The 20,308-nt window shown below is 25.6% G+C and carries 15 protein-coding genes, 1 other RNA gene and 1 pseudogene; 10 read left to right on the top strand and 7 right to left on the bottom strand.

Annotated elements, in window-relative coordinates:
* Positions 1–265: 265 nt before the first annotated feature.
* From dksA to thrC, 4 genes are all read left to right on the top strand, one after another.
* Positions 266–721 (top strand): RNA polymerase-binding protein DksA, encoded by a 456-nt coding sequence (dksA, locus tag U0T63_00915; GenBank protein XBC39402.1) that lies wholly within the window; start codon positions 266–268, stop codon positions 719–721.
* An 842-nt stretch (positions 722–1,563) separates the two neighbouring features.
* Entirely contained in the window at positions 1,564–4,020 is a 2,457-nt protein-coding gene (gene thrA / locus U0T63_00910) for a bifunctional aspartate kinase/homoserine dehydrogenase I (protein ID XBC39401.1), read from the top strand.
* 17 nt (positions 4,021–4,037) lie between these two features.
* Entirely contained in the window at positions 4,038–4,967 is a 930-nt protein-coding gene (gene thrB, locus U0T63_00905; protein ID XBC39400.1) for a homoserine kinase, read from the top strand.
* Between the two features lie 3 nt (positions 4,968–4,970).
* Positions 4,971–6,260, top strand: a complete 1,290-nt coding sequence (gene thrC / locus U0T63_00900) for a threonine synthase (protein ID XBC39399.1) — start codon at positions 4,971–4,973, stop codon at positions 6,258–6,260.
* A 110-nt stretch (positions 6,261–6,370) separates the two neighbouring features.
* Here thrC and ychF read toward each other — a convergent pair whose 3' ends face one another.
* The 3 genes from ychF to U0T63_00885 all read right to left on the bottom strand — a co-directional run bounded on the left by ychF (position 6,371) and on the right by U0T63_00885 (position 8,811).
* Positions 6,371–7,456, bottom strand: coding sequence for a redox-regulated ATPase YchF (gene ychF / locus U0T63_00895; protein XBC39398.1), 1,086 nt, complete (start codon positions 7,454–7,456; stop codon positions 6,371–6,373).
* A 47-nt stretch (positions 7,457–7,503) separates the two neighbouring features.
* On the bottom strand, positions 7,504–8,100 hold the full coding sequence (pth, locus tag U0T63_00890) for an aminoacyl-tRNA hydrolase (protein ID XBC39397.1): 597 nt from the start codon (positions 8,098–8,100) through the stop codon (positions 7,504–7,506).
* 90 nt (positions 8,101–8,190) lie between these two features.
* The gene (locus U0T63_00885; protein XBC39396.1) at positions 8,191–8,811 is read right to left on the bottom strand and encodes a Fe-Mn family superoxide dismutase; all 621 of its coding nucleotides are present in this window, start codon (positions 8,809–8,811) and stop codon (positions 8,191–8,193) included.
* Between the two features lie 216 nt (positions 8,812–9,027).
* Between U0T63_00885 and rnt the strand changes: the two genes are divergently transcribed.
* Positions 9,028–9,663, top strand: a complete 636-nt coding sequence (rnt, locus tag U0T63_00880; GenBank protein ID XBC39395.1) for a ribonuclease T — start codon at positions 9,028–9,030, stop codon at positions 9,661–9,663.
* Between the two features lie 101 nt (positions 9,664–9,764).
* On the opposite strand, the gene grxD is transcribed toward rnt, so the two are convergent.
* Positions 9,765–10,085, bottom strand: coding sequence for a Grx4 family monothiol glutaredoxin (gene grxD / locus U0T63_00875; GenBank protein XBC39394.1), 321 nt, complete (start codon positions 10,083–10,085; stop codon positions 9,765–9,767).
* Between the two features lie 123 nt (positions 10,086–10,208).
* On the opposite strand from grxD, the gene ssrA reads away from it, so the two are divergent.
* Positions 10,209–10,568: a transfer-messenger RNA gene (ssrA, locus tag U0T63_00870) on the top strand.
* A gap of 100 nt (positions 10,569–10,668) precedes the next feature.
* On the opposite strand, the gene nadK is transcribed toward ssrA, so the two are convergent.
* Positions 10,669–11,535: an NAD(+) kinase gene (nadK, locus tag U0T63_00865; protein XBC39393.1), complete on the bottom strand. Its 867-nt coding sequence runs from the start codon at positions 11,533–11,535 to the stop codon at positions 10,669–10,671.
* 121 nt (positions 11,536–11,656) lie between these two features.
* Between nadK and grpE the strand changes: the two genes are divergently transcribed.
* Positions 11,657–12,223: a nucleotide exchange factor GrpE gene (gene grpE / locus U0T63_00860; protein XBC39392.1), complete on the top strand. Its 567-nt coding sequence runs from the start codon at positions 11,657–11,659 to the stop codon at positions 12,221–12,223.
* A gap of 71 nt (positions 12,224–12,294) precedes the next feature.
* Here grpE and ung read toward each other — a convergent pair.
* Positions 12,295–12,962: pseudogene (ung, locus tag U0T63_00855) on the bottom strand (uracil-DNA glycosylase).
* Between the two features lie 174 nt (positions 12,963–13,136).
* On the opposite strand from ung, the gene U0T63_00850 reads away from it, so the two are divergent.
* Entirely contained in the window at positions 13,137–13,736 is a 600-nt protein-coding gene (locus U0T63_00850) for a redoxin domain-containing protein (GenBank protein XBC39391.1), read from the top strand.
* A 118-nt stretch (positions 13,737–13,854) separates the two neighbouring features.
* Here U0T63_00850 and U0T63_00845 read toward each other — a convergent pair whose 3' ends face one another.
* Positions 13,855–14,655 carry a DUF2076 domain-containing protein gene (locus tag U0T63_00845; GenBank protein ID XBC39390.1) on the bottom strand — a complete coding sequence of 267 codons (801 nt, stop codon included), beginning with the start codon at positions 14,653–14,655 and terminating at the stop codon, positions 13,855–13,857.
* Between the two features lie 565 nt (positions 14,656–15,220).
* Here U0T63_00845 and gyrA point away from each other — a divergent pair.
* Together gyrA and nrdA are read left to right on the top strand one after the other, a co-directional pair.
* Positions 15,221–17,749 carry a DNA topoisomerase (ATP-hydrolyzing) subunit A gene (gene gyrA / locus U0T63_00840; protein ID XBC39389.1) on the top strand — a complete coding sequence of 843 codons (2,529 nt, stop codon included), beginning with the start codon at positions 15,221–15,223 and terminating at the stop codon, positions 17,747–17,749.
* A 258-nt stretch (positions 17,750–18,007) separates the two neighbouring features.
* The gene (gene nrdA, locus U0T63_00835) at positions 18,008–20,293 is read left to right on the top strand and encodes a class 1a ribonucleoside-diphosphate reductase subunit alpha (protein XBC39388.1); all 2,286 of its coding nucleotides are present in this window, start codon (positions 18,008–18,010) and stop codon (positions 20,291–20,293) included.
* Positions 20,294–20,308: the final 15 nt, after the last annotated feature.

The following is a 20,308-nucleotide window of genomic DNA, read 5'->3' as shown; positions in this document are numbered from 1 at the left end:
CTAACTATTAAAAATCATTATTAAATCTATTTTAATTAAAATATTTAAAATAATTTTAACAAATAATTTTAAAAAGTATAAAATTTGCAATAAATTTATATTTTGATAATATTGATTTATCAAAAATATAAAATAAATATACATAATCTCCAACAAATAAACATGTAATACCTCATGTGTACACCAAACAATATAAATACAGCTAAAAATTTTTCACTTGTAATACTTTTTATCTAAAATAAAGTGTATTTAAAGGATATATATCATGCACAAAGAAAAAAATAAAAAAAGATCTTCTTTAAGTATCTTGTTCATGGCAGGAGTGCAACCTTATGAAAACACAAAAAATGAAAAATATATGAACGAAAAACAAATAAGTCATTTTAAAAAAATTCTTCTTGCTTGGGCTGCTCAATTAAAACGCGACGTTCCTAAACAAAAACTATACACACAAGAAAAAACTACCAATTTTCCAGATCCAATTGATAGAGCTGTACAAGAAGAAGAATTTAATTTTGAATTAAGACATAGAGATAGAGAAAGAAAATTAATAGAAAAAATTGAAAAAACTTTAAAAAAAGTCGAAGAAAACGATTTTGGATATTGTGATTCATGCGGAGTAGAAATTGGGATAAAAAGATTAGAAGCACGACCTACAGCCAATTTATGCATAGATTGCAAAACATTATCAGAAATTAGAAAGAAACAAATGTTAGGATGAAAATATGTTATGTAATATCTCAGTGAACGGGACTCTTCCCGTTTCACTTAAAATATATTTGTTTAAAAAAACTCTTTAATATTAAAATCAAAAATATTGTAAAGTTTAATAATATAGTTCAATATAACTTATATTTTAAAAATCTTTAAAACTTAAAATCAAATAAAATACAATTAAAAATAATTATAACGTTTATATTATTAATATTTAGATAAATACATAAAACGACACTATTTTAATTATCGTAACATGCCTGGATAGATGTTCCACACTTAATATTTTAAAAATTTTATTATTATACCTAAAATTAGCTATATCTATAATTAACCATGAAAGCAATCAATTTTCTAATTAATTTTGATCATAAAATACAAATTAACTACTATCAAAAACATGATTATATAAGAAATCTATAGAATTCAATAATATTAATTAACTTTTCAATACAATTTATTTAATTACACATACAAATTTTATAAAAATATTATAATCTTACATTATTCTTTCATTATATCATTCCTAAGCTACAATAATGTTTCTTATAAAACAAAAATTAAAATTATAATTTTATAATAGAAAATATATAAAATATTTTTATTATAGATATGATAATATATTAAATATTAAATTTATCACATAAAATACCTATTCAATATATTTTATACCAAGATTACTATTTAACATAACTCATATATTTAAAAATTCGATATTCATGACTATGTAAAAATATATTTATATTTGAAAACGTATTGAAAATCAACTTAAGCTATATGCATATAAAAGCTTACCCTTTTACGAAGTGTGGGCTTTTATTATATATTATTCCAGGAACAACTTAAAATATGAAAATACTTAAATTTGGTGGAACTTCATTAGCAAATGCAACAATGTTTTTACGTTCTTCACAAATTATTCAAAAAAGTTTTGAAAACGAACAAGTGGCTGTTGTACTATCTGCACCAGAAAAAATTACTAATTTTTTAATTAATATAATTGAAAACTCAATTAAAAAAAAATCTATATCATGTGAAATTTATGAAATAAAAAAAATTTTTTCTGAATTAATTTCTAACATACATCAAAAAAATAACAATTTTCCACACAAATTAGTAACAGAGATTATCGAAAATAAATTTTTAAAATTAAAACGCATTTTTAATGGAATAAACTTATTAGAACAATGTCCTGATAACATTCGTGCTAAAATAATTTGTTATGGAGAATTATTATCTGTCATTATTATGGAAAATATTCTTAAATCTAATTCTCATGAAGTTACAATTATTAACCCAAAAAAAAATCTTCTAGCTACAGGAGGTTATTTAGATTCTACTATTGACATCTATATTTCAACTTCAAGAATTCATTCTATAAATATACCTAAAAATCATATTATATTAATGGCTGGATTTATAGCAGGAAATAAAAAAAATGAATTGGTAGTTTTAGGAAGAAATGGATCCGATTACTCTGCAGCTATTTTATCTGTATGTTTAAAAGGAAAAATATGTGAAATTTGGACAGACGTTGATGGAATATATACATGTGACCCTAAATATATAAAAGATGCAAAATTACTTAAAGCACTTTCATATCAAGAAGCTATAGAATTGTCTTATTTTGGAGCAAACGTTTTACATCCGAAAACTATAGCTCCACTTTCAGAATTTAAGATACCTTGCCTAATTAAAAACACTAAAAATCCAAGTTCTCATGGAACAATAATACATAAAAATTCTAACGATACTGTAACTTCAATAAAAGGAATTACTCATCTTAATAATATAATCATGTTTTGCATTGAAAAATATAAAGAAAACAATATGATTTCAATAACATCAAGAATTTTCTCTATTATGTCCCTAAATAAAATTGAAATTATACTAGTAACACAATGCTCTCCAGAATTTAGCATTAATTTTTGCATATCTAAAAATTACATGGAAAAAACCTTTAATGTATTAAAAAATGAATTTCATCTAGAACTAAAAAATAAACTTCTCCGTCCTATAAAAATAATAAAAAATTTAGCTATTTTATCTATCATAGGATCAGGGATAACAACGCAAAAAAATTCTTTCCATAAAATATTTTTAAAGTTATCTAAAATTTACATAAAAATATTTTCTATTTCGCAAGAATTATCGAAAAATTCTATTTCAATAGTAATACACAATAATCATATATTATCCGGAACTAAAGCAATACATGATATTTTATTTAAAAATCGCAACTTTTATTCCGCTGAATTGTTCCTTATAGGCATTGGTGGTGTAGGAAATACTTTATTAAATCAATTACAAAAACAACAATATCAGTTAAAGTCAAAAAACATAAATTTAAAAATATGCGGAATAGCAAACTCAAAAAAAATACTTAAAAATGTAGAAAATGGAATTAACTTAAATAATTGGAAAGAAAGCTTTTCTATCACTGAAGAGCCATTTAAAATTAACGACTTAATTTCTTTATCTAAACATAATAATTTAATAAATCCTATTATTGTAGATTGTACTTCTGATCAAAAAATAGCAGACCAATATGCTAAACTACTCACAAGCGGATTTAATATTGTAGCATCTAATAAAAAAGCCAATACATCTAACATGCAATATTATAAAAATATTAGATCTTCTGCTTTACATTCTAATAAAAAATTTCTATATGAAACTAATGTAGGAGCTGGATTGCCAATAATAGAAAATTTAAAACATTTGTTTTATGCAGGAGACAAACTAATACATTTTAGAGGAATTTTATCAGGATCACTATCATTTATATTTGGAAAATTAGAAGAAAATATATTATTATCTGAAGCAACGAAACAAGCACGTGAACTAGGATTTACTGAACCTAATCCAAAAGATGATTTATCTGGAATAGATGTAGCTCGAAAGTTATTAGTACTAGCTCGAGAAATTGGACTAAATTTAGAACTAAAAGATATTAAAATTAATCCTATATTACCTGAAAAATTTAATCATATTTCTAATTCCAACGATTTTATTACTCAATTACAAGACCTAGATCAAGTTTTCTACGATCGTATTAAAAAAATTGCGAAAAATGGAAAAACTCTTAGGTTTGTTGGAATAATCAATAAACAAGGATCATGTGAAGTTAAAATAGATGAAGTAAACAAACAAGACCCATTATATGAAATTAAAAATGGAGAAAACGCATTAGCTTTTTATAGCAAATATTATAATCCCATTCCACTAGTATTAAGGGGATACGGAGCAGGCAAAGTCGTCACTGCAGCAGGAGTGTTTTCTGATATATTACGTATATTATTATAAAATAAGGAATTTGAATAATGGTAAAAATTTATTCTCCTGCGTCCATTGGAAATGTAGGAGTTGGATTTGACGTATTAGGCGCTGCTATTACACCAATAGATGGATCATGTTTAGGAGATACTGTAACTATTGTTCCTTCTAAAACTTTTAATTTAATAAATAAAGGAGCATTTTCAAATCAATTACCTATTGATATTAACAGTAATATAGTTTGGAAATGTTGGAATTATTTTTGCTCTTTTTTAAAAAAAAATCTTCCTATTACTATAATTCTTGAAAAAAACATGCCCATCGGATCTGGATTAGGATCAAGTGCTTGTTCTGTAGTAGCCTCTATTACAGCTATGAATACATATTTTAATAATCCAATAAAAAACTCTGAATTACTATTGCTTATGGGAAAATTAGAAGGTCAGATATCTGGAAGCATACATTACGACAATGTTGCACCATGCTTTTTAGGTGGATTACAATTAATAATTAACACCAATAATATTATCTGTCAAAAATTACCAATGTTTAAAAATTGGTTTTGGATAATTGCTTGGCCTGGAATTAAAATAAAAACAGAAGATGCAAGAACGATATTACCCCTAAAATACAGTAAGGATGTGTGTATAAAACATAGTCGTTACTTAGCTGGATTTATTCATTCTTTGCATACCAAACAACCACAATTAACTTCAAAACTTATGAAAGACATCATAGCTGAACCATATCGAATTAAATTAATACCTAATTTCTTAAAAACAAAAAAAGAAATTAAAAAAATAGGAGCTATAGGATGTGGAATATCAGGATCAGGGCCAACTATTTTCGTTATATCTGACAATTTACAAAAAGCTCAAAAAATAAAAACATGGCTAAACAAGAATTACCTTCAAACAAAAAAGGGATTTGTTCACATATGTAAATTAGACACTATAGGAACACGTCAAATAGGATAATATATGAAACTATATAATCTCAAAGATAAAAAAGAAGAAAAAAATTTTTCTGAAGCTGTAAAATTAGGACTTGGAAATCAACAAGGATTATTCTTTCCAAAAAAGTTACCTACTATTTCACATAAAGAACTCTCAAAATTATTAGAAATGGATTTCTTAGAACGCAGTGAAAAACTATTATCTATTATAATAGGAGACGAAATTTGTTCTTCTGATATAAAAAAACAAATCGATGCAGCATTCTCTCGTACTACTCCAAAAATAACTCCAATTACAAAAAATATAGCTTGCCTCGAACTTTTTCATGGTCCTACATTAGCCTTTAAAGACTTTGGAGCAAGATTTATGGCTCAAGTCATATCTTTTTTAAATTACAAAAAAAACGAGACTATAACAATTTTAACAGCTACTTCTGGAGATACGGGAGCTGCTGTTGCTCATGCTTTTTATGAAATGAAAAATGTCAAAGTTGTTATTCTTTATCCTAAAGGAAGAATCAGCAAATTACAAGAACAACTATTCTGTACATTAGGAAAAAATATAGTTACTATTTCAGTAAATGGTAGCTTTGATGAATGTCAAAATCTTGTGAAACAAGCTTTTCAAGATGAAAATCTCAAAAAATCAATAGGATTAAATTCCGCCAATTCCATCAATGTAAGTAGACTATTTGCACAAATGTGTTACTATTTTGAAGCCTTTTCTTTACTCACACCTATACAAAAAAAAAATCTAGTCATATCTGTACCTTGTGGAAACTTTGGAAATATCACTGCAGGTTTACTAGCAAAATCCTTGGGTCTTCCTATAAAATCATTTATAGCAGCTACTAATTCTAACAATACCGTTCCAAGATTTCTTGAAACAGGCGCTTGGATTCCAAAAAATACTATATCAACACTTTCTAATGCTATGGATATAAGCCAACCCAACAATTGGCCACGAATAGAAGAGCTATTCAAAAGAAAATCATGGTCACTAAAAAAATTAAGATTTGGAAGCACATCTGAAATATCAACACAAGAAAGTTTAATAGATTTAAAACAAAAAGGATATATTTCAGAGCCTCATGCAGCAGTAGCATATGATGTGTTAAAAAAGAAAATAAAAAATGAAGAATTTGGACTATTTTTAGGAACTGCACACCCATCAAAATTTAAAAATACTGTAGAAAAAATCTTAAACATAACTCTAACTTTACCTATTGAATTATCTAGCCGCATTAAATTACCTATGTTTTCGCATAATATTTCCCCAAATCTATATGAATTGAGAAAATTTTTAATAAAATAACAAAATTGTACTTGTATATAGAGAAAAATATTTCTCTGTATACAAAATGCGTATTTTGTATGAAAATCTTCTATAAAGTATTTTACTTTTATATTAAAAATAATAAATCTTTATATCTTATATAAAACATTAATAATGTCTCCATCATTAATAAAATAATCTTTTCCTTCTAATTTTACTTTACCAGCTTTTTTAACGTTTTTAACACCATTATACTGTATAAAATCAAGATACGAAATTACTTGAGCTCGAATAAAACCTTTACTAAAATCTGTATGAATACACTTAACTGATTCAAAAATTTTAATTCCACTATTTGTCGTCCATGCACGCACTTCTTTCTCTCCAGCGGTAAAAAATGTTTTTAATTTTAAAATCTCATATCCTAACTTAGCAATATTACTTAAACCAGACTTTCCTAATGGTAATTCTAAATTTTTAACAACCTTGTTTTCTTGTAAAGAATTTTTATTTTTACAATTCATATGAATATATAAAAATTTAAAATGTTTATTTTTAAAAATATTAGATATATTTTTAAAAAATACATCATTATCATCAATATGATGATTCATATTAATGACATAAATCATAGGTTTCAATGTAATTAATTGCAAATGATTAAGAACTTTTATTTCTTCTGGAGTTAAATTTAAAAATTTTAAAAATTTATTTTCTTTTAAAAACATTAAACAACGATTCAATATTTCTAATTCTCGGTGTGTTTTATTTTTGTTAAAAATATTATTATTTTTAATTTTATCTATTCTTTTTATACAAGTATTTAAATCGGAAAATATTAATTCTAAGTTAACTATTTCAATGTCGTCTATAGGATTTACTCTTCCGTAAACATGAGTAATAGCATTGTTTTTAAAACCTCGCACTACATGGATAATTAAATCTGTTTGTTTGATATGACTTAAAAATTTATTTCCTAATCCTTCTCCTTTATGTGCTCCTTTTACTAAACCAGCTATATCAACTAATTCTATACACGTAGGAATAACACGATTAGAATTGACTATACTAGCAATTTTATTCAAACGACTATCAGGAATAAACATCGTTCCAACATTAGGTTTAATAGTACAAAATGGAAAATTATGTGCTGGAACATTTAAACTTGTTAATTCGTTAAATATAGTTGATTTACCTACATTAGGTAAACCTACTAAACCACACTTAAACCCCATAAAATACCAACCTCATAAAAAACTTTAAATTTAATTATATTTTATAATTATCTTAAATTAATCATTTGATTTAACTTTTTAAGATGTTGCACTGAAAAACAATTTTTTTTTATTAACATGTTAGTTATTTTTACAGCATCAAGAATGGATCTTTCAATTAATTGTTTTTCCTCTAATAAAGGAGATGATAAAACAAAATCAGAAATTTTTTTTGATCCATGAGGACGTCCAATTCCAATTTGAATTCTTAAAAAACCATTCTTCTTTGAAATTACATTAATAATATTTCTTATCCCATTATGACCATTATGACCAAAACCTAATTTTAATCTCATTGAACCCGGTTTTAAATCTAACTCGTCATGAACTACTAAAATTTCATCTAACATAATTTTATAAAATTTAGAAACTATTAAAATAGATTGAGCATTTAAATTCATAAATATATTAGGTATTAATAAATATACTTTAGAATTATAATAAGTAAAATTCCCTATATATCCTAAAAACTTATCATGTTTTTTTAAAATTTGATTGTGAAATTTAGCTAAATTTTGAATAAACCAAGCACCCATGTTATGTCGAGTTTGATTATACTGAATAATTGGATTGGACAATCCGACTATCAATTTAACATTTTTCAAAATTTTACTCTTTTAAAATATTCCTAACTAAATGTATATATCAATATTAAAATAATTATAATCAACTAATATATTCATAAAATTAAAATTTTATTTTTTTTCAAATCTTTCATTAGCTTTATCCCAATTAATTACATTCCAAAAAGATTTTATGTAATTAATACGATTATTCTGATATTTTAAATAATAAGCATGTTCCCAAACATCTAAACCAAAAATAGGAAAACCCGATGTTCCAGATATCTCTTCCCCCATTAATGGATTATTTTGATTGCTTGTAGAAACAACTATTAATTTTTTATTTTTTTTAACTAACCAAATCCAACCAGAACCAAAGTGATTTACAGAAATTCTTTCAAATTCTCTTTTAAAGTTTTCAATAGACCCAAAATTATTTTCAAGGGCTATTTTTAAATTACCTGATAAAGTAGTACCAAGTTTTAAAATAGTCCAAAATAATTTATGATTAGCATGCCCACCTGCGTTATTTTGCAATCCTATCTTGTTTTTCACATCTATTATACTTAATTGAGAAATTAAACTATTAATAGGCATGTTCATATACGCTTTATCTTCATTTTTCAATATTTCATTAGTATTATTAATGTATGCTTGATGATGCTTTAAATGATGAATTTTCATTGTTTGTTGATCTAAGTAAGGTTCCAAACTATCATAAGAATAAGAAAGTGCTGGTAAAATATAACTCATTGTATAGTCCTAGTGTTCTAATGTATTAACTAAAATTATATTTAAAATATATATAATATTTACTACTAAAATAAAATATAATTCTATAATAATAATCTCTTATTTTAATATTATACATTATATCTTAAAAAATTTTAAAAACGTAATAAATTTAATTTAATATTATACAAAATATTATAAAAAATTAAATATATTTTAATACAAAATGAGAGTCTAATGTATAAAGATAAAACAAATTATTTCTTAAGAAAACGTTTTCGAACCTTTTATCCTGTAGTAATAGATATCGAAACTTCAGGATTAAATTCAAAAACTAATGCACTTTTAGAAATTGCTGTAATTACACTAAAAATTAATTCCTTGGGATTACTAAAAAAAGAAACACTTTTACACTATCATATAAAACCTTTTTTAGGATCGATAATAGATCCTAATGCTATTAATTTTAATAAAATTGATCCTTTTAGTCCTTTACGAGGAGCTATAAATGAATATGAAGCGCTAAACTCTATCTTTACACTTATTAACAAAAACATAAAACAACAAAGATGTAGTAAAGGTATTATTGTAGCTCATAACGCAATATTTGATTATAATTTTATTATGGCTGCTATCAAACGAAATAAAATCAAAAATCATCCCTTCCATTCTTTTGTTATTTTTGATACAGCTACATTAAGTGGATTAGCATTAGGACAAACCGTACTAGCGAAAGCATGTAAAGCTATTGGATTAAAATTTGATAATAACCAAGCACATTCAGCTTTATACGATGCAAAAAAAACAGCTAACTTATTTTGCAAAATAGTGAATCGTTGGAAAAAATTGGGTGGATGGCCACCCAAAAATTAAAATGCTATCGATAAAAATTTAAAATAGTAAAAATTTTTAAATATCTAATTTATAACCCAATTTAATTATAAATAACAAAAGAATAACTTTTTAAAACTATTTTAAATTTTATTTAAAGCTTTCATAACTAAATTTTTTAATTTTCCGCCTTCAAATAATTCTAAAATTATATTGCATCCTCCTATAAGTTCTCCATTAATCCATAATTGCGGAAAAGTCGGCCAATTAGCATATTTTGGTAATTCCATTCGAATATCTGGATATTTAAGAATATCTATATATGCGAACTTTTCGCCACATGACAACAACGCTTGAACCGCTTGAGCAGAAAAGCCACAACTAGGAGAAGACGGGGTACCTTTCATATAAATTAATATAGGATTATTTTTAATTTGAGATTGAATTTTTTTTATGACATTCATTTTTTATTCCTATACGCCTCTAAATTAGATTTAGATATAAAATTATATATTTATTATATATAAAAAACTAATTAAAACTTAACTACTAGATAATAATATTTTTTTATTATATAATAAGAAAAAGGGGCTGATTTTGGATTTGACAAAATTATTGAAAACTAAAGTGCATGTCGAGGATGGTTTGCCTCGTTAAAAAACCAAAAAATATAATAGCAAAACAAAAACCATACGCTTTAGCAGCTTAATAAACTGCATTAAAGCTCTCTTTCTTTATTTTTTCTCTTTCAAATAAAGATAATAGAGACAGCAAAAAAGAGACTTTTTACTAATTTAAGATAAGCTTATATTCTTAAATTAATATTTAATAAGCAAAATCTATGACATGTCTATAAGATCATAGAGTACTTAAAAATAATAGACTATACATGTAGTCACTAAAGTCGTAGAAATTTTGGACGCGGGTTCGATTCCCGCCAGCTCCAAAATACGTTATATAAAATTTTTTATATATGTCTTCATTAATATAATCCAAAAAATAATAACTAATTTTAAAAACTCTGTCTTTAAAAATCTTATAATTCTATTATTTTGACCAACTAAGTTTAGAACTTAAAACTTCGAAATAATTATAAGATTTAGGATGTATAAAACACAAGAGATCATTACTTTTCTTAACAGAAACTACATCGTTCTTTCCTACTGGTATTATAATCTGACTATCACAACTAACTTTCAATTCCGATGTAGTTTTCATATTACACAAAAAAATTGTACTAGAACTGTTGATTACTAAAGGGCGAGAGGATAAAGTATGAGGAAACATAGGGACTAATACGATAGCTTCTAAAGAAGAAACTAATATTGGACCTCCAGCTGAAAGAGAATATCCGGTAGATCCTGTAGGAGTAGAAATAATTAAACCATCAGAACGTTGAGAAAAAGCAAAATTATTATTTATATATACTTTAAAATCAATCATGTGAGCTACATGTTCAGTATGTAACACTATTTCATTAATAGCTTTTCCCACAAAAAATAATCCATTTTTTTTTATAACTTTAACTTCTAATAAAAAACGATTTTCTTGAATATATTCTCCAGACAAGACAAGGAATAATTGTTCTAATACAGTATCAGGATTTAAATCAGTTAAAAATCCTAAATGTCCTCTATTCACTCCTATAATTTTAATATTATATCCAGAGAAAACACGAGCTGCATGCAACATATTTCCATCACCTCCCACTACTATTACTAAATCACATTGTCTGCCAATGTTAGATAACGAATCCTTTTGAATATCTTTAAAATCTAACTTATCCGCTAATTTATCTTCTACAATAACAAAATAATTTTTCTTTAACCAGCTATAAAGAATTTTATGCGTAGATAATGCACTAGAATATCTTGGATATCCAATTATTCCAATGCATCGAAAATGTTGTTTCACAAAATTACTTCCTCTATAATAAAATTATTATTTATTAACTAACGCAACAATATTAAGTTATTTTAACATTCTCTATGTTAAGTAAAAATTAATAAAAACAAAATAAAATAGGAATATATATATGAGTAACGACAATGAAAATATACAATCAAAAAAAAATGTTAAACATCATAACTCTAATATAAAAAAAATTGAAAACGACAATAATCAAAACTATAAATTAAATGACATTCATGAATTAAACAAACGTATATCTGATATAAAAAAAAGTACAATGGAAATACAATTGCGGGAGCAAGCTGAAATTGAAAATATCAAGAAAGAAACTGAAAAAAAAATAAAAAAAATACAACATACAAAATTGGAATTTTTTTGTAAAAATCTAATTCCTATACTAGACGATTTTAAAAATATAAAAAATACAGTACATGCACTTAAAATAAAAAATAACAAAGTAATTAAAGGAATCTTATTAACCTTAAAATTATTATCAAATACAATTGAAAAATTTAATTTAACAGCAGAAAAAAAAATAAATGTAGAATTTAACCCATTATTGCACCAAACTGAATCCAACCAAAATTTAAACGACACTAAAAATTGTTATGTTTCCAAAATAATTAAAGATGGTTATATATATCATGGTAAAATAATACGAAAAGCTACAGTAAAAATTCAAAAACAATAAAATATATTGCAAATTCTAAAATATTAATATTCTAAAATATTCAGAACAATATATAACTACGTTGCAAAAAACTATAAAAACCAATTAATTTCAGACTTTCCTTGTCTTTTTAAAAAAAAATTTGTTTTTGAAAAATGGCGGCATCCAAAGAAACCTTTATAGCACGATAATGGTGATGGATGCGAAGCCAATAAAACATAATGTCGTTGAGAACAAATGTTTTTTAACTTCTTCTTAGCATAAGATCCCCACAATAAAAAAACAACTCCTAAATGATATGCGTTAATTATTTTTATCACTGTATCTGTAAACAATTCCCACCCTAATTTAAAATGAGAACCTGGTTTACCTGACTCTACAGTTAAAATAGAATTTAACAAAAAAACTCCTTGAGATGCCCAATTATTTAAACAACCATGTTTAAAAAGAAAATTAACTCCAATATCATTAATTAACTCTTTTTGAATATTTAACAAAGATGGTGGAATTCTAACATTTTTTTTAACAGAAAACGCCAATCCATGCGCCTGACCTTTATTGCAATACGGATCTTGTCCAATAATAACCACTTTAATATTAGAAAATTTAGTTAACGAAAAAGCACTAAATACCTCAGTTTTAGGGGGATAAATCGTTTTTATTCTTCTTATTCTAGAAAGATATTTAATAATATGAATAAAATAAGATTTTTTTTTTCTTGTCTTAATACATCTTTCCAACTTATAATATGATTTTTCATATAAATATTTTAAAATCTCTTCCTATTAAAAATATTATCCTATATATTAAAATAAAATTTTTCTATATAATATATTTTTAAAAAATAAATTTTCAAAATACAATTCAATATATTCATTAGTAAAATTTTATATAAATTAAAAATTACATAATTATACAAAATGAGAACATATATATGTTAATAACCTATTCTGCTCCTGATTTTACTGCACCAGCTATTCTATGTAATGATGAAATCATAAATAATTTTAATTTTAGAAATTATATTCGTGGAAAAACTGCTGTTTTATTCTTTTGGCCTATGGATTTTACATTCGTTTGCCCTTCAGAAATCATAGCTTTTGATCAATATTTACCTGATTTTAAAAAAAGAAACACCGAAATAATAGGAGTATCTATTGATTCAATATATGTACACCGTGCATGGCGTCATACTGATCCTAATCAAGGAGGTATTGGATTAATAAAATATACTATGGTATCCGATATAAAAAGAGAAATACAAAAATTATACGAAATAGAACATCCCTCATTAGGTGTAGCACTCAGAGCTTCCTTCTTAATTGATAAAATGGGAATAATTCGCCATCAAGTAATTAACGATCTTCCTTTTGGAAGAAACATCCCCGAAATAATAAGAATGATAGATGCTTTACACCTTCATGAACAAAATGGAGAAGTGTGTCCAGCTAATTGGAAACCTGGAAAGCCTAGCATGGAAGCCACTTCTAGTGGAGTTAAAAAATACTTAAGAAGCTTACATAATATTTCATAAATATATTTTCTATAAATTATTAATCTAAAATCAAAGTTTTACATAAACCAGCAAAAAATAAATTTATCGCTGGTTTTATTTATTTAAAAATAACTTATAGAATTGAAATTTTAAATTATTATATAAAATCGTCATCTTCAGAAGCATCATCGCTATCGCTATTATCTTCCACAGAAGAATCACAATCAGGTTGATATGAATCATCATCATCATTGTCATCATCATTATCATCATTATCATCATCGTCGTCGTCATCATCTTTGTGAATTGGATCACCACCACTAATATGCTGATTATGAACAGAATCATTTTCTAAAGAATTAGGATTAACGTCATGAAAAGAACCAATATTGTGAGCCGATGCTGCATCCATTATTTCTTCTTCAGGTTTTTTATGTTGAAAAAGATTCATTAACATATTAGCCATAACAACACCACCGGCTACTCCTGCAGCAGTTTGTAATGCTCCGCTAAGAAATCCATTAGAATTGCTACCCACTATTCCACCTTGGGGGGTAATACTAGTTCTAGATTGAGTTGGAAATGAATGAAGATGAGAATCTTTTACTTGATCTTTTAAATTATTTGAAGTTCTATCTGAACTTAATTCGTTTGAAGAATGCTTAGCTTTTTTAGTTCCAAACAAATTGGATAGAAAACCACCAGATATATTTTTTTTATCTTCTTTTGTTTTGATATTATTGTCACTATTGAGCAAAGAAATTTTCTCATTTAATTTTTTTATTGCAGTTTCCTGAATTAAAATTGTTTGTGCCATGTAGTATGGCGAATTTGGATGTTTTTTTAATAGATCTTTTATTAATTGTTCAGCTACATTATCTCGATTAGAAGTTTTAATTTCAGTTTGATATAATCGAGAAAACAAATTTTCTATTAATTTTTGTTCATCATTACTCATATTAAACTCCATTAATATATGTTAAAAATTATTATTTATGCGTATTTAAATACTAATTAAAATAATATTTTACATTGTATTTATTTAAAATCTTTAAAAAATTGATTTATCGTGGAAATAATTTAAAATATTTATTATAAAACAAATCCAATAATATTTAACATAAAATATATACTTTAAAACAAATTTTAAAAACTAGTTCTAATCTTAAAAACGCATACATCATATGATATTGTAAAGTAACATTTTATGCTAGCTTAAATTTATCTTTGAAACTAATATTTAGAAAACTAAATATATTAAAGAACAAAAATTCTTAAAATATATTCAAAATATAACTATAAAATACTTTTTCTTAATACTTTACATTTTAATGTCTTAAAAAACTTATGTATTTAAAACATTTATTACATTAATTATACTACTAAATATACAAAATAAAGGAAATATCATTTTATTAAAATCTTAAACTTACAATCTTCTAATAAAGTGATATTTTTCTAATTTCCATTTAACTTAAATAATATTATTATACTCTTGATTTAATAAAATAGAATATTTAACTATGAAAAAAATTGCAAAAGAAATTATAAAAACAAATATTAATGACGAACTTAAAGATTCTTATTTAGATTATGCTATGTCAGTAATCATTGGTCGTGCTTTACCAGATGTAAGAGATGGATTAAAACCAGTTCACAGAAGAATATTATTTGCAATGAAAACGTTAAACAATGATTGGAACAAACTTTATAAAAAATCTGCTAGAATAGTTGGAGACGTTATTGGAAAATATCATCCACATGGCGATACCGCTGTATATGACGCTATAGTAAGAATGGCTCAATCATTTTCACTTCGATATACTCTCATTGACGGACAAGGAAACTTTGGATCAATAGATGGAGATTCTGCTGCAGCAATGAGATATACTGAAATAAGAATGTCTAAAATAGCATATGAATTATTAAGCGATTTAGATAAAAAAACAGTAAATTTCCTTCCTAATTATGATGGAACAGAAAAAATTCCTGAAGTTCTACCTACAAAAATACCCAACCTACTAGTAAACGGTTCGTCAGGCATTGCAGTTGGAATGGCAACTAACATTCCACCTCATAATATAAATGAAGTTATAAATGGTTGTCTTGCTCTTATTAACGATAATAATATCACATTAAAAAAACTTATGGAATATATCCCAGGACCCGATTTTCCAACATTTGGAATAATTAATGGATGTAAAGGAATTACAGAAGCTTACCAAACAGGAAAGGGGAAAATTCATATCCGAGCTAGAAGTAAAATAGAAATTCAAAAAAAAACCAAAAAAATATCTTTAGTCATCTTCGAACTACCTTATCAAGTTAATAAATCACGAGTTATTAAAAAAATAGTTGAATTGATAAAAGATAAAAAAATTGAAGGAATAAGTAGTTTAAGAGATGAATCAGACAAAGAAGGAATGAGAATAGTAATTGAAACAAAAAAAGAAGCTAAACCAGAAATAATTCTTAACAGATTATATACTCTTACTCAACTACAAATCTCTTTTGGAATCAATATGGTTGCTTTAACTCGTGGACAACCTAAAGTTATGTCATTAAAAAATATTCTACACGAATTTATATCTCATCGAAAAACAATTATAACCAAACGTAGTTTATTTGATCTAAAAAGAGTCCAAAAAAGAATACATATTCTTGAAGGATTAATTATTTCTTTAAATAATATAGATACAGTTATTACATTAATTAAAAATTCTACATCGTTATTGGAAGCGCAAAAATCATTGTTATCCAAAAGTTGGAAAATAAAAAATTTAAAAAATGTAGAAAAATCAAAAAATATTTTTTTAAAATCTAACATTTTTCAATCTCAATTCGAAAAAAATACTAATATATTTCTAACTCCCATACAAGTAAACGCAATATTAAAATTACGCCTTCAAAAACTTACTCATTTAGAATTTTCAAAACTTGTTGAAAAATACGAAAATCTCCAAAAATCCTCTACAATATTAAAAAATATTTTACAAGATACCAACAAACTAATCAAAGTCATGAAAAAAGAACTAATTGAAATTAAAAATCACTTTGGAGATAAAAGACGTACACAAATTATTAGAAGTTATAAAGATATCAATATTGCAGATATGATAGATCAAGAAAACGTAGTAGTTACTTTATCACATTCTGGATATGTAAAATATCAACCTTTATCTACCTATGAAGCACAAAAACGAGGTGGGAAGGGAAAATCTGCTGCAAAAACAAAAGAAGAAGACTTTATAGAAAGTTTACTAGTAGCAAACACACACGATACAATTCTCTGTTTTTCCAGTCGTGGAATTATATATTGGATGAAAGTATATCAATTGCCTGAAGCTAGTAGAAATGCTCGAGGACGCCCTATAGTAAATCTTTTGCCACTTAGTGCTAAAGAAAGAATTACAGCTATATTGCCAATTTCTGAGTATAAAGATAGTATAAACATTTTTATGGCTACTTCTAAAGGCATGGTTAAAAAAACTAATTTATGTGAGTTTAAAAAACCGAGAACTACAGGAATAATTGCTATTAAATTAAAAAATGACGATGAATTGATTGGAGTATCTCTTACCAATGGGGAAGATAAAATTATGCTATTTACTGCAGCAGGAAAAGCTGTTCATTTTTCTGAAAAGTCTGTAAGAACAATGGGAAGAAATACTTCTGGAATGAAAGGAATTTCTATAAAAAGACAAGATAAAGTGGTTTCTTTAGTAGTTCCAAAAAAAATCGGAAATATATTAATCGTTACCGAAAACGGATATGGAAAAAGAACAGAAATTTGCGAGTTTCCAATAAAATCTAGAGCCACTCGAGGTACAATTGCTATAAAAATAACTAAGAAAAATGGAATTATGATTGGAGCTATGCAAGTTATAGAAAAAGATCAAATTATGATTATCACTAATGCAGGAACATTAGTTAGAACTAGAATATCAGAAATTGGAGTACTTGGAAGAAATACGCAAGGCGTTATTTTAATTAGAACTTCTGAAAAAGAAAAAGTAGTAGCTGTTCAAAAAGCTAACGAACCACTTTTATAATTTATCAATTTAATAAAACGTATTTAAAATTCCAAATAAATATATTTTAAACATTAGTTTTAATATTTTGACACCATATTAAAAAATTAAATAATTATACATTAATTTATGACTTTAAAATTAAATAGAATTTGCTGTTCTATAATCTTTATATTAAGTATTGTTAACTAAATCACTATTTATAATTACAATATGAAATAGAGCAACATTTATTTTAAAATAACCCAAACAAATAAATTTAAACATTAGAAGAAAAAAATGAATCAAATATTACTAGTCACAAAAAGAAATGGGCAAAAAGAATTAATAAATTTCGATAAAATTCATAGAGTGCTAAATTGGGCTGCAAAAGATCTTGAAAATATTTCTGTATCCCAAGTTGCACTTAAATCTAAAATTCAGTTTTATAACAATATAAAAACCACTATTATACATGAAACCATTATAAAAGCTGCAGCAGATTTAATTTCTGAAAATTCACCTGATTATCAGTATATGGCTGCTAGACTATCTGTATTTAATCTTCGAAAAAAAGCTTTTGGTCAATTTAATCCCCCAATCTTATATAAACATGTAAAAAAAATGGTAAAACTAGGAAAATACGATCAACATTTATTAAAAGATTATTCTAAAACAGAATATACACAGATGAATTCTTTTATCAGACATGACCGTGACATGAATTTTTCTTATGCAGCGATAAAACAATTAGAAGGTAAATATTTAATACAAAATAGGGTTACCAAAAAAATTTATGAAAGTACTCAGTTTTTGTACATAATGATATCAGCATGTTTATTTCATACATATCCTAAAAAAATAAGAATAAAGTACGTCAAAAATTTTTATGATGCACTCTCTACTTTTAAAATTTCTTTACCTACTCCAATAATGGCAGGACTAAGAACACCTACCAGACAATTTAGCTCTTGTGTTTTAATAGAATGTGCTGATAATTTAAACTCTATAAATGCTACTACTAGCGCAATTGTAAAATACGTTTCTCAACGCGCTGGAATTGGAATTAATGCAGGGCAAATTAGAGCTTTAGGAAGTCCTATTAGAGGAGGTGATGCATTTCATACTGGATGCATTCCATTCTATAAACATTTTCAAAGCGCTGTAAAATCATGTTCTCAAGGAGGTGTACGGGGTGGCGCTGCTACGATATTCTATCCTATTTGGCATTTAGAGGTAGAAAATTTATTAGTTTTAAAAAATAACAGAGGGATAGATGAAAATCGAGTACGACACATGGATTATGGAATACAAATTAACAAATTAATGTATCAAAGAATGATATTAGATCAGCATATTACTTTGTTCAGTCCGTCAGATGTTCCAAACTTATACAATGCTTTTTTTTCTAATCAAAAAAAATTTGAACTTCTATATACTCAATATGAAAAAGATAACAATATTAGAAAAAAAAAAATAAAAGCAATTAACTTGTTTTCTTTGATGATGCAAGAAAGAACTTCAACTGGAAGAATATATATACAAAACGTTGATCATTGCAATACACACAGTGCATTTAATCCAAAATTAGCACCTATAAAACAATCTAATCTATGTTTAGAAATTACATTACCTACTAAACCTTTAAACGACATTTATGACGTAAATGGAGAAATTGCTCTCTGTACTTTATCCGCTATTAACTTAGGTTCTTTAAAAAACCTTCATGATTTATCAGAACTATCAAATTTAATCGTTAGAGCATTAGACTCAATATTAGATTATCAAAATTATCCTATTGAAGGAGCTAAAAAATCTGCACTATCAAGAAGATCATTAGGAATAGGAGTTATTAACTTTGCATACTATTTAGCTAAAAATAAAGTACGTTACTCAGATGGAAGTGCTAACTCTCTAACACATAAAACATTTGAAGCAATACAATATTATTTATTAAATGCATCATGCGAATTAGCTAAAGAAAAGGGAGCATGTGCTTGGTTTAACCAAACAACATATTATCAAGGTATACTTCCTATAGACACATATAAAGAAGAAGTAGATAATATTTGCAACGAACCGCTACATCTAAAATGGAATTATTTAAGAAGAAAAATTAAAAAATACGGATTACGAAATTCCACATTATCAGCATTAATGCCCTCAGAAACATCTTCTCAAATTTCTAATGCCACGAACGGCATAGAACCTCCTAGAGGATTTATCAGCATAAAAGCATCTAAAGACGGAATGCTACGCCAAGTTGTTCCTGAATATAAGAGATTAAAATCATATTATGAGTTATTATGGAATATGCCAAATAACATAGGATATTTACAACTTGCTAGTATTATGCAAAAATTCATAGATCAATCTATTTCTACTAATACTAATTATGATCCTAAGTCGTTTCCTAATGGAAAGATTCCGATGAAACAATTAATAACCGATCTATTAATAGCTTATAAATTAGGATTAAAAACACTGTATTATCAAAATACGAGAGATGACGCAAAAGACAATCAAAGTGAATTCTTAACTTTAAATAGTAACAATAATTGTAATAACGGAGCTTGTAAAATATAGACTTTAAATCTCATT

Origin of the sequence: Buchnera aphidicola (Nurudea shiraii), assembly GCA_039829955.1 — a bacterium.
Taxonomy (GTDB): domain Bacteria; phylum Pseudomonadota; class Gammaproteobacteria; order Enterobacterales; family Enterobacteriaceae; genus Buchnera_B; species Buchnera_B aphidicola_AY.
This window is presented reverse-complemented; position numbering and strand designations above follow the sequence as displayed.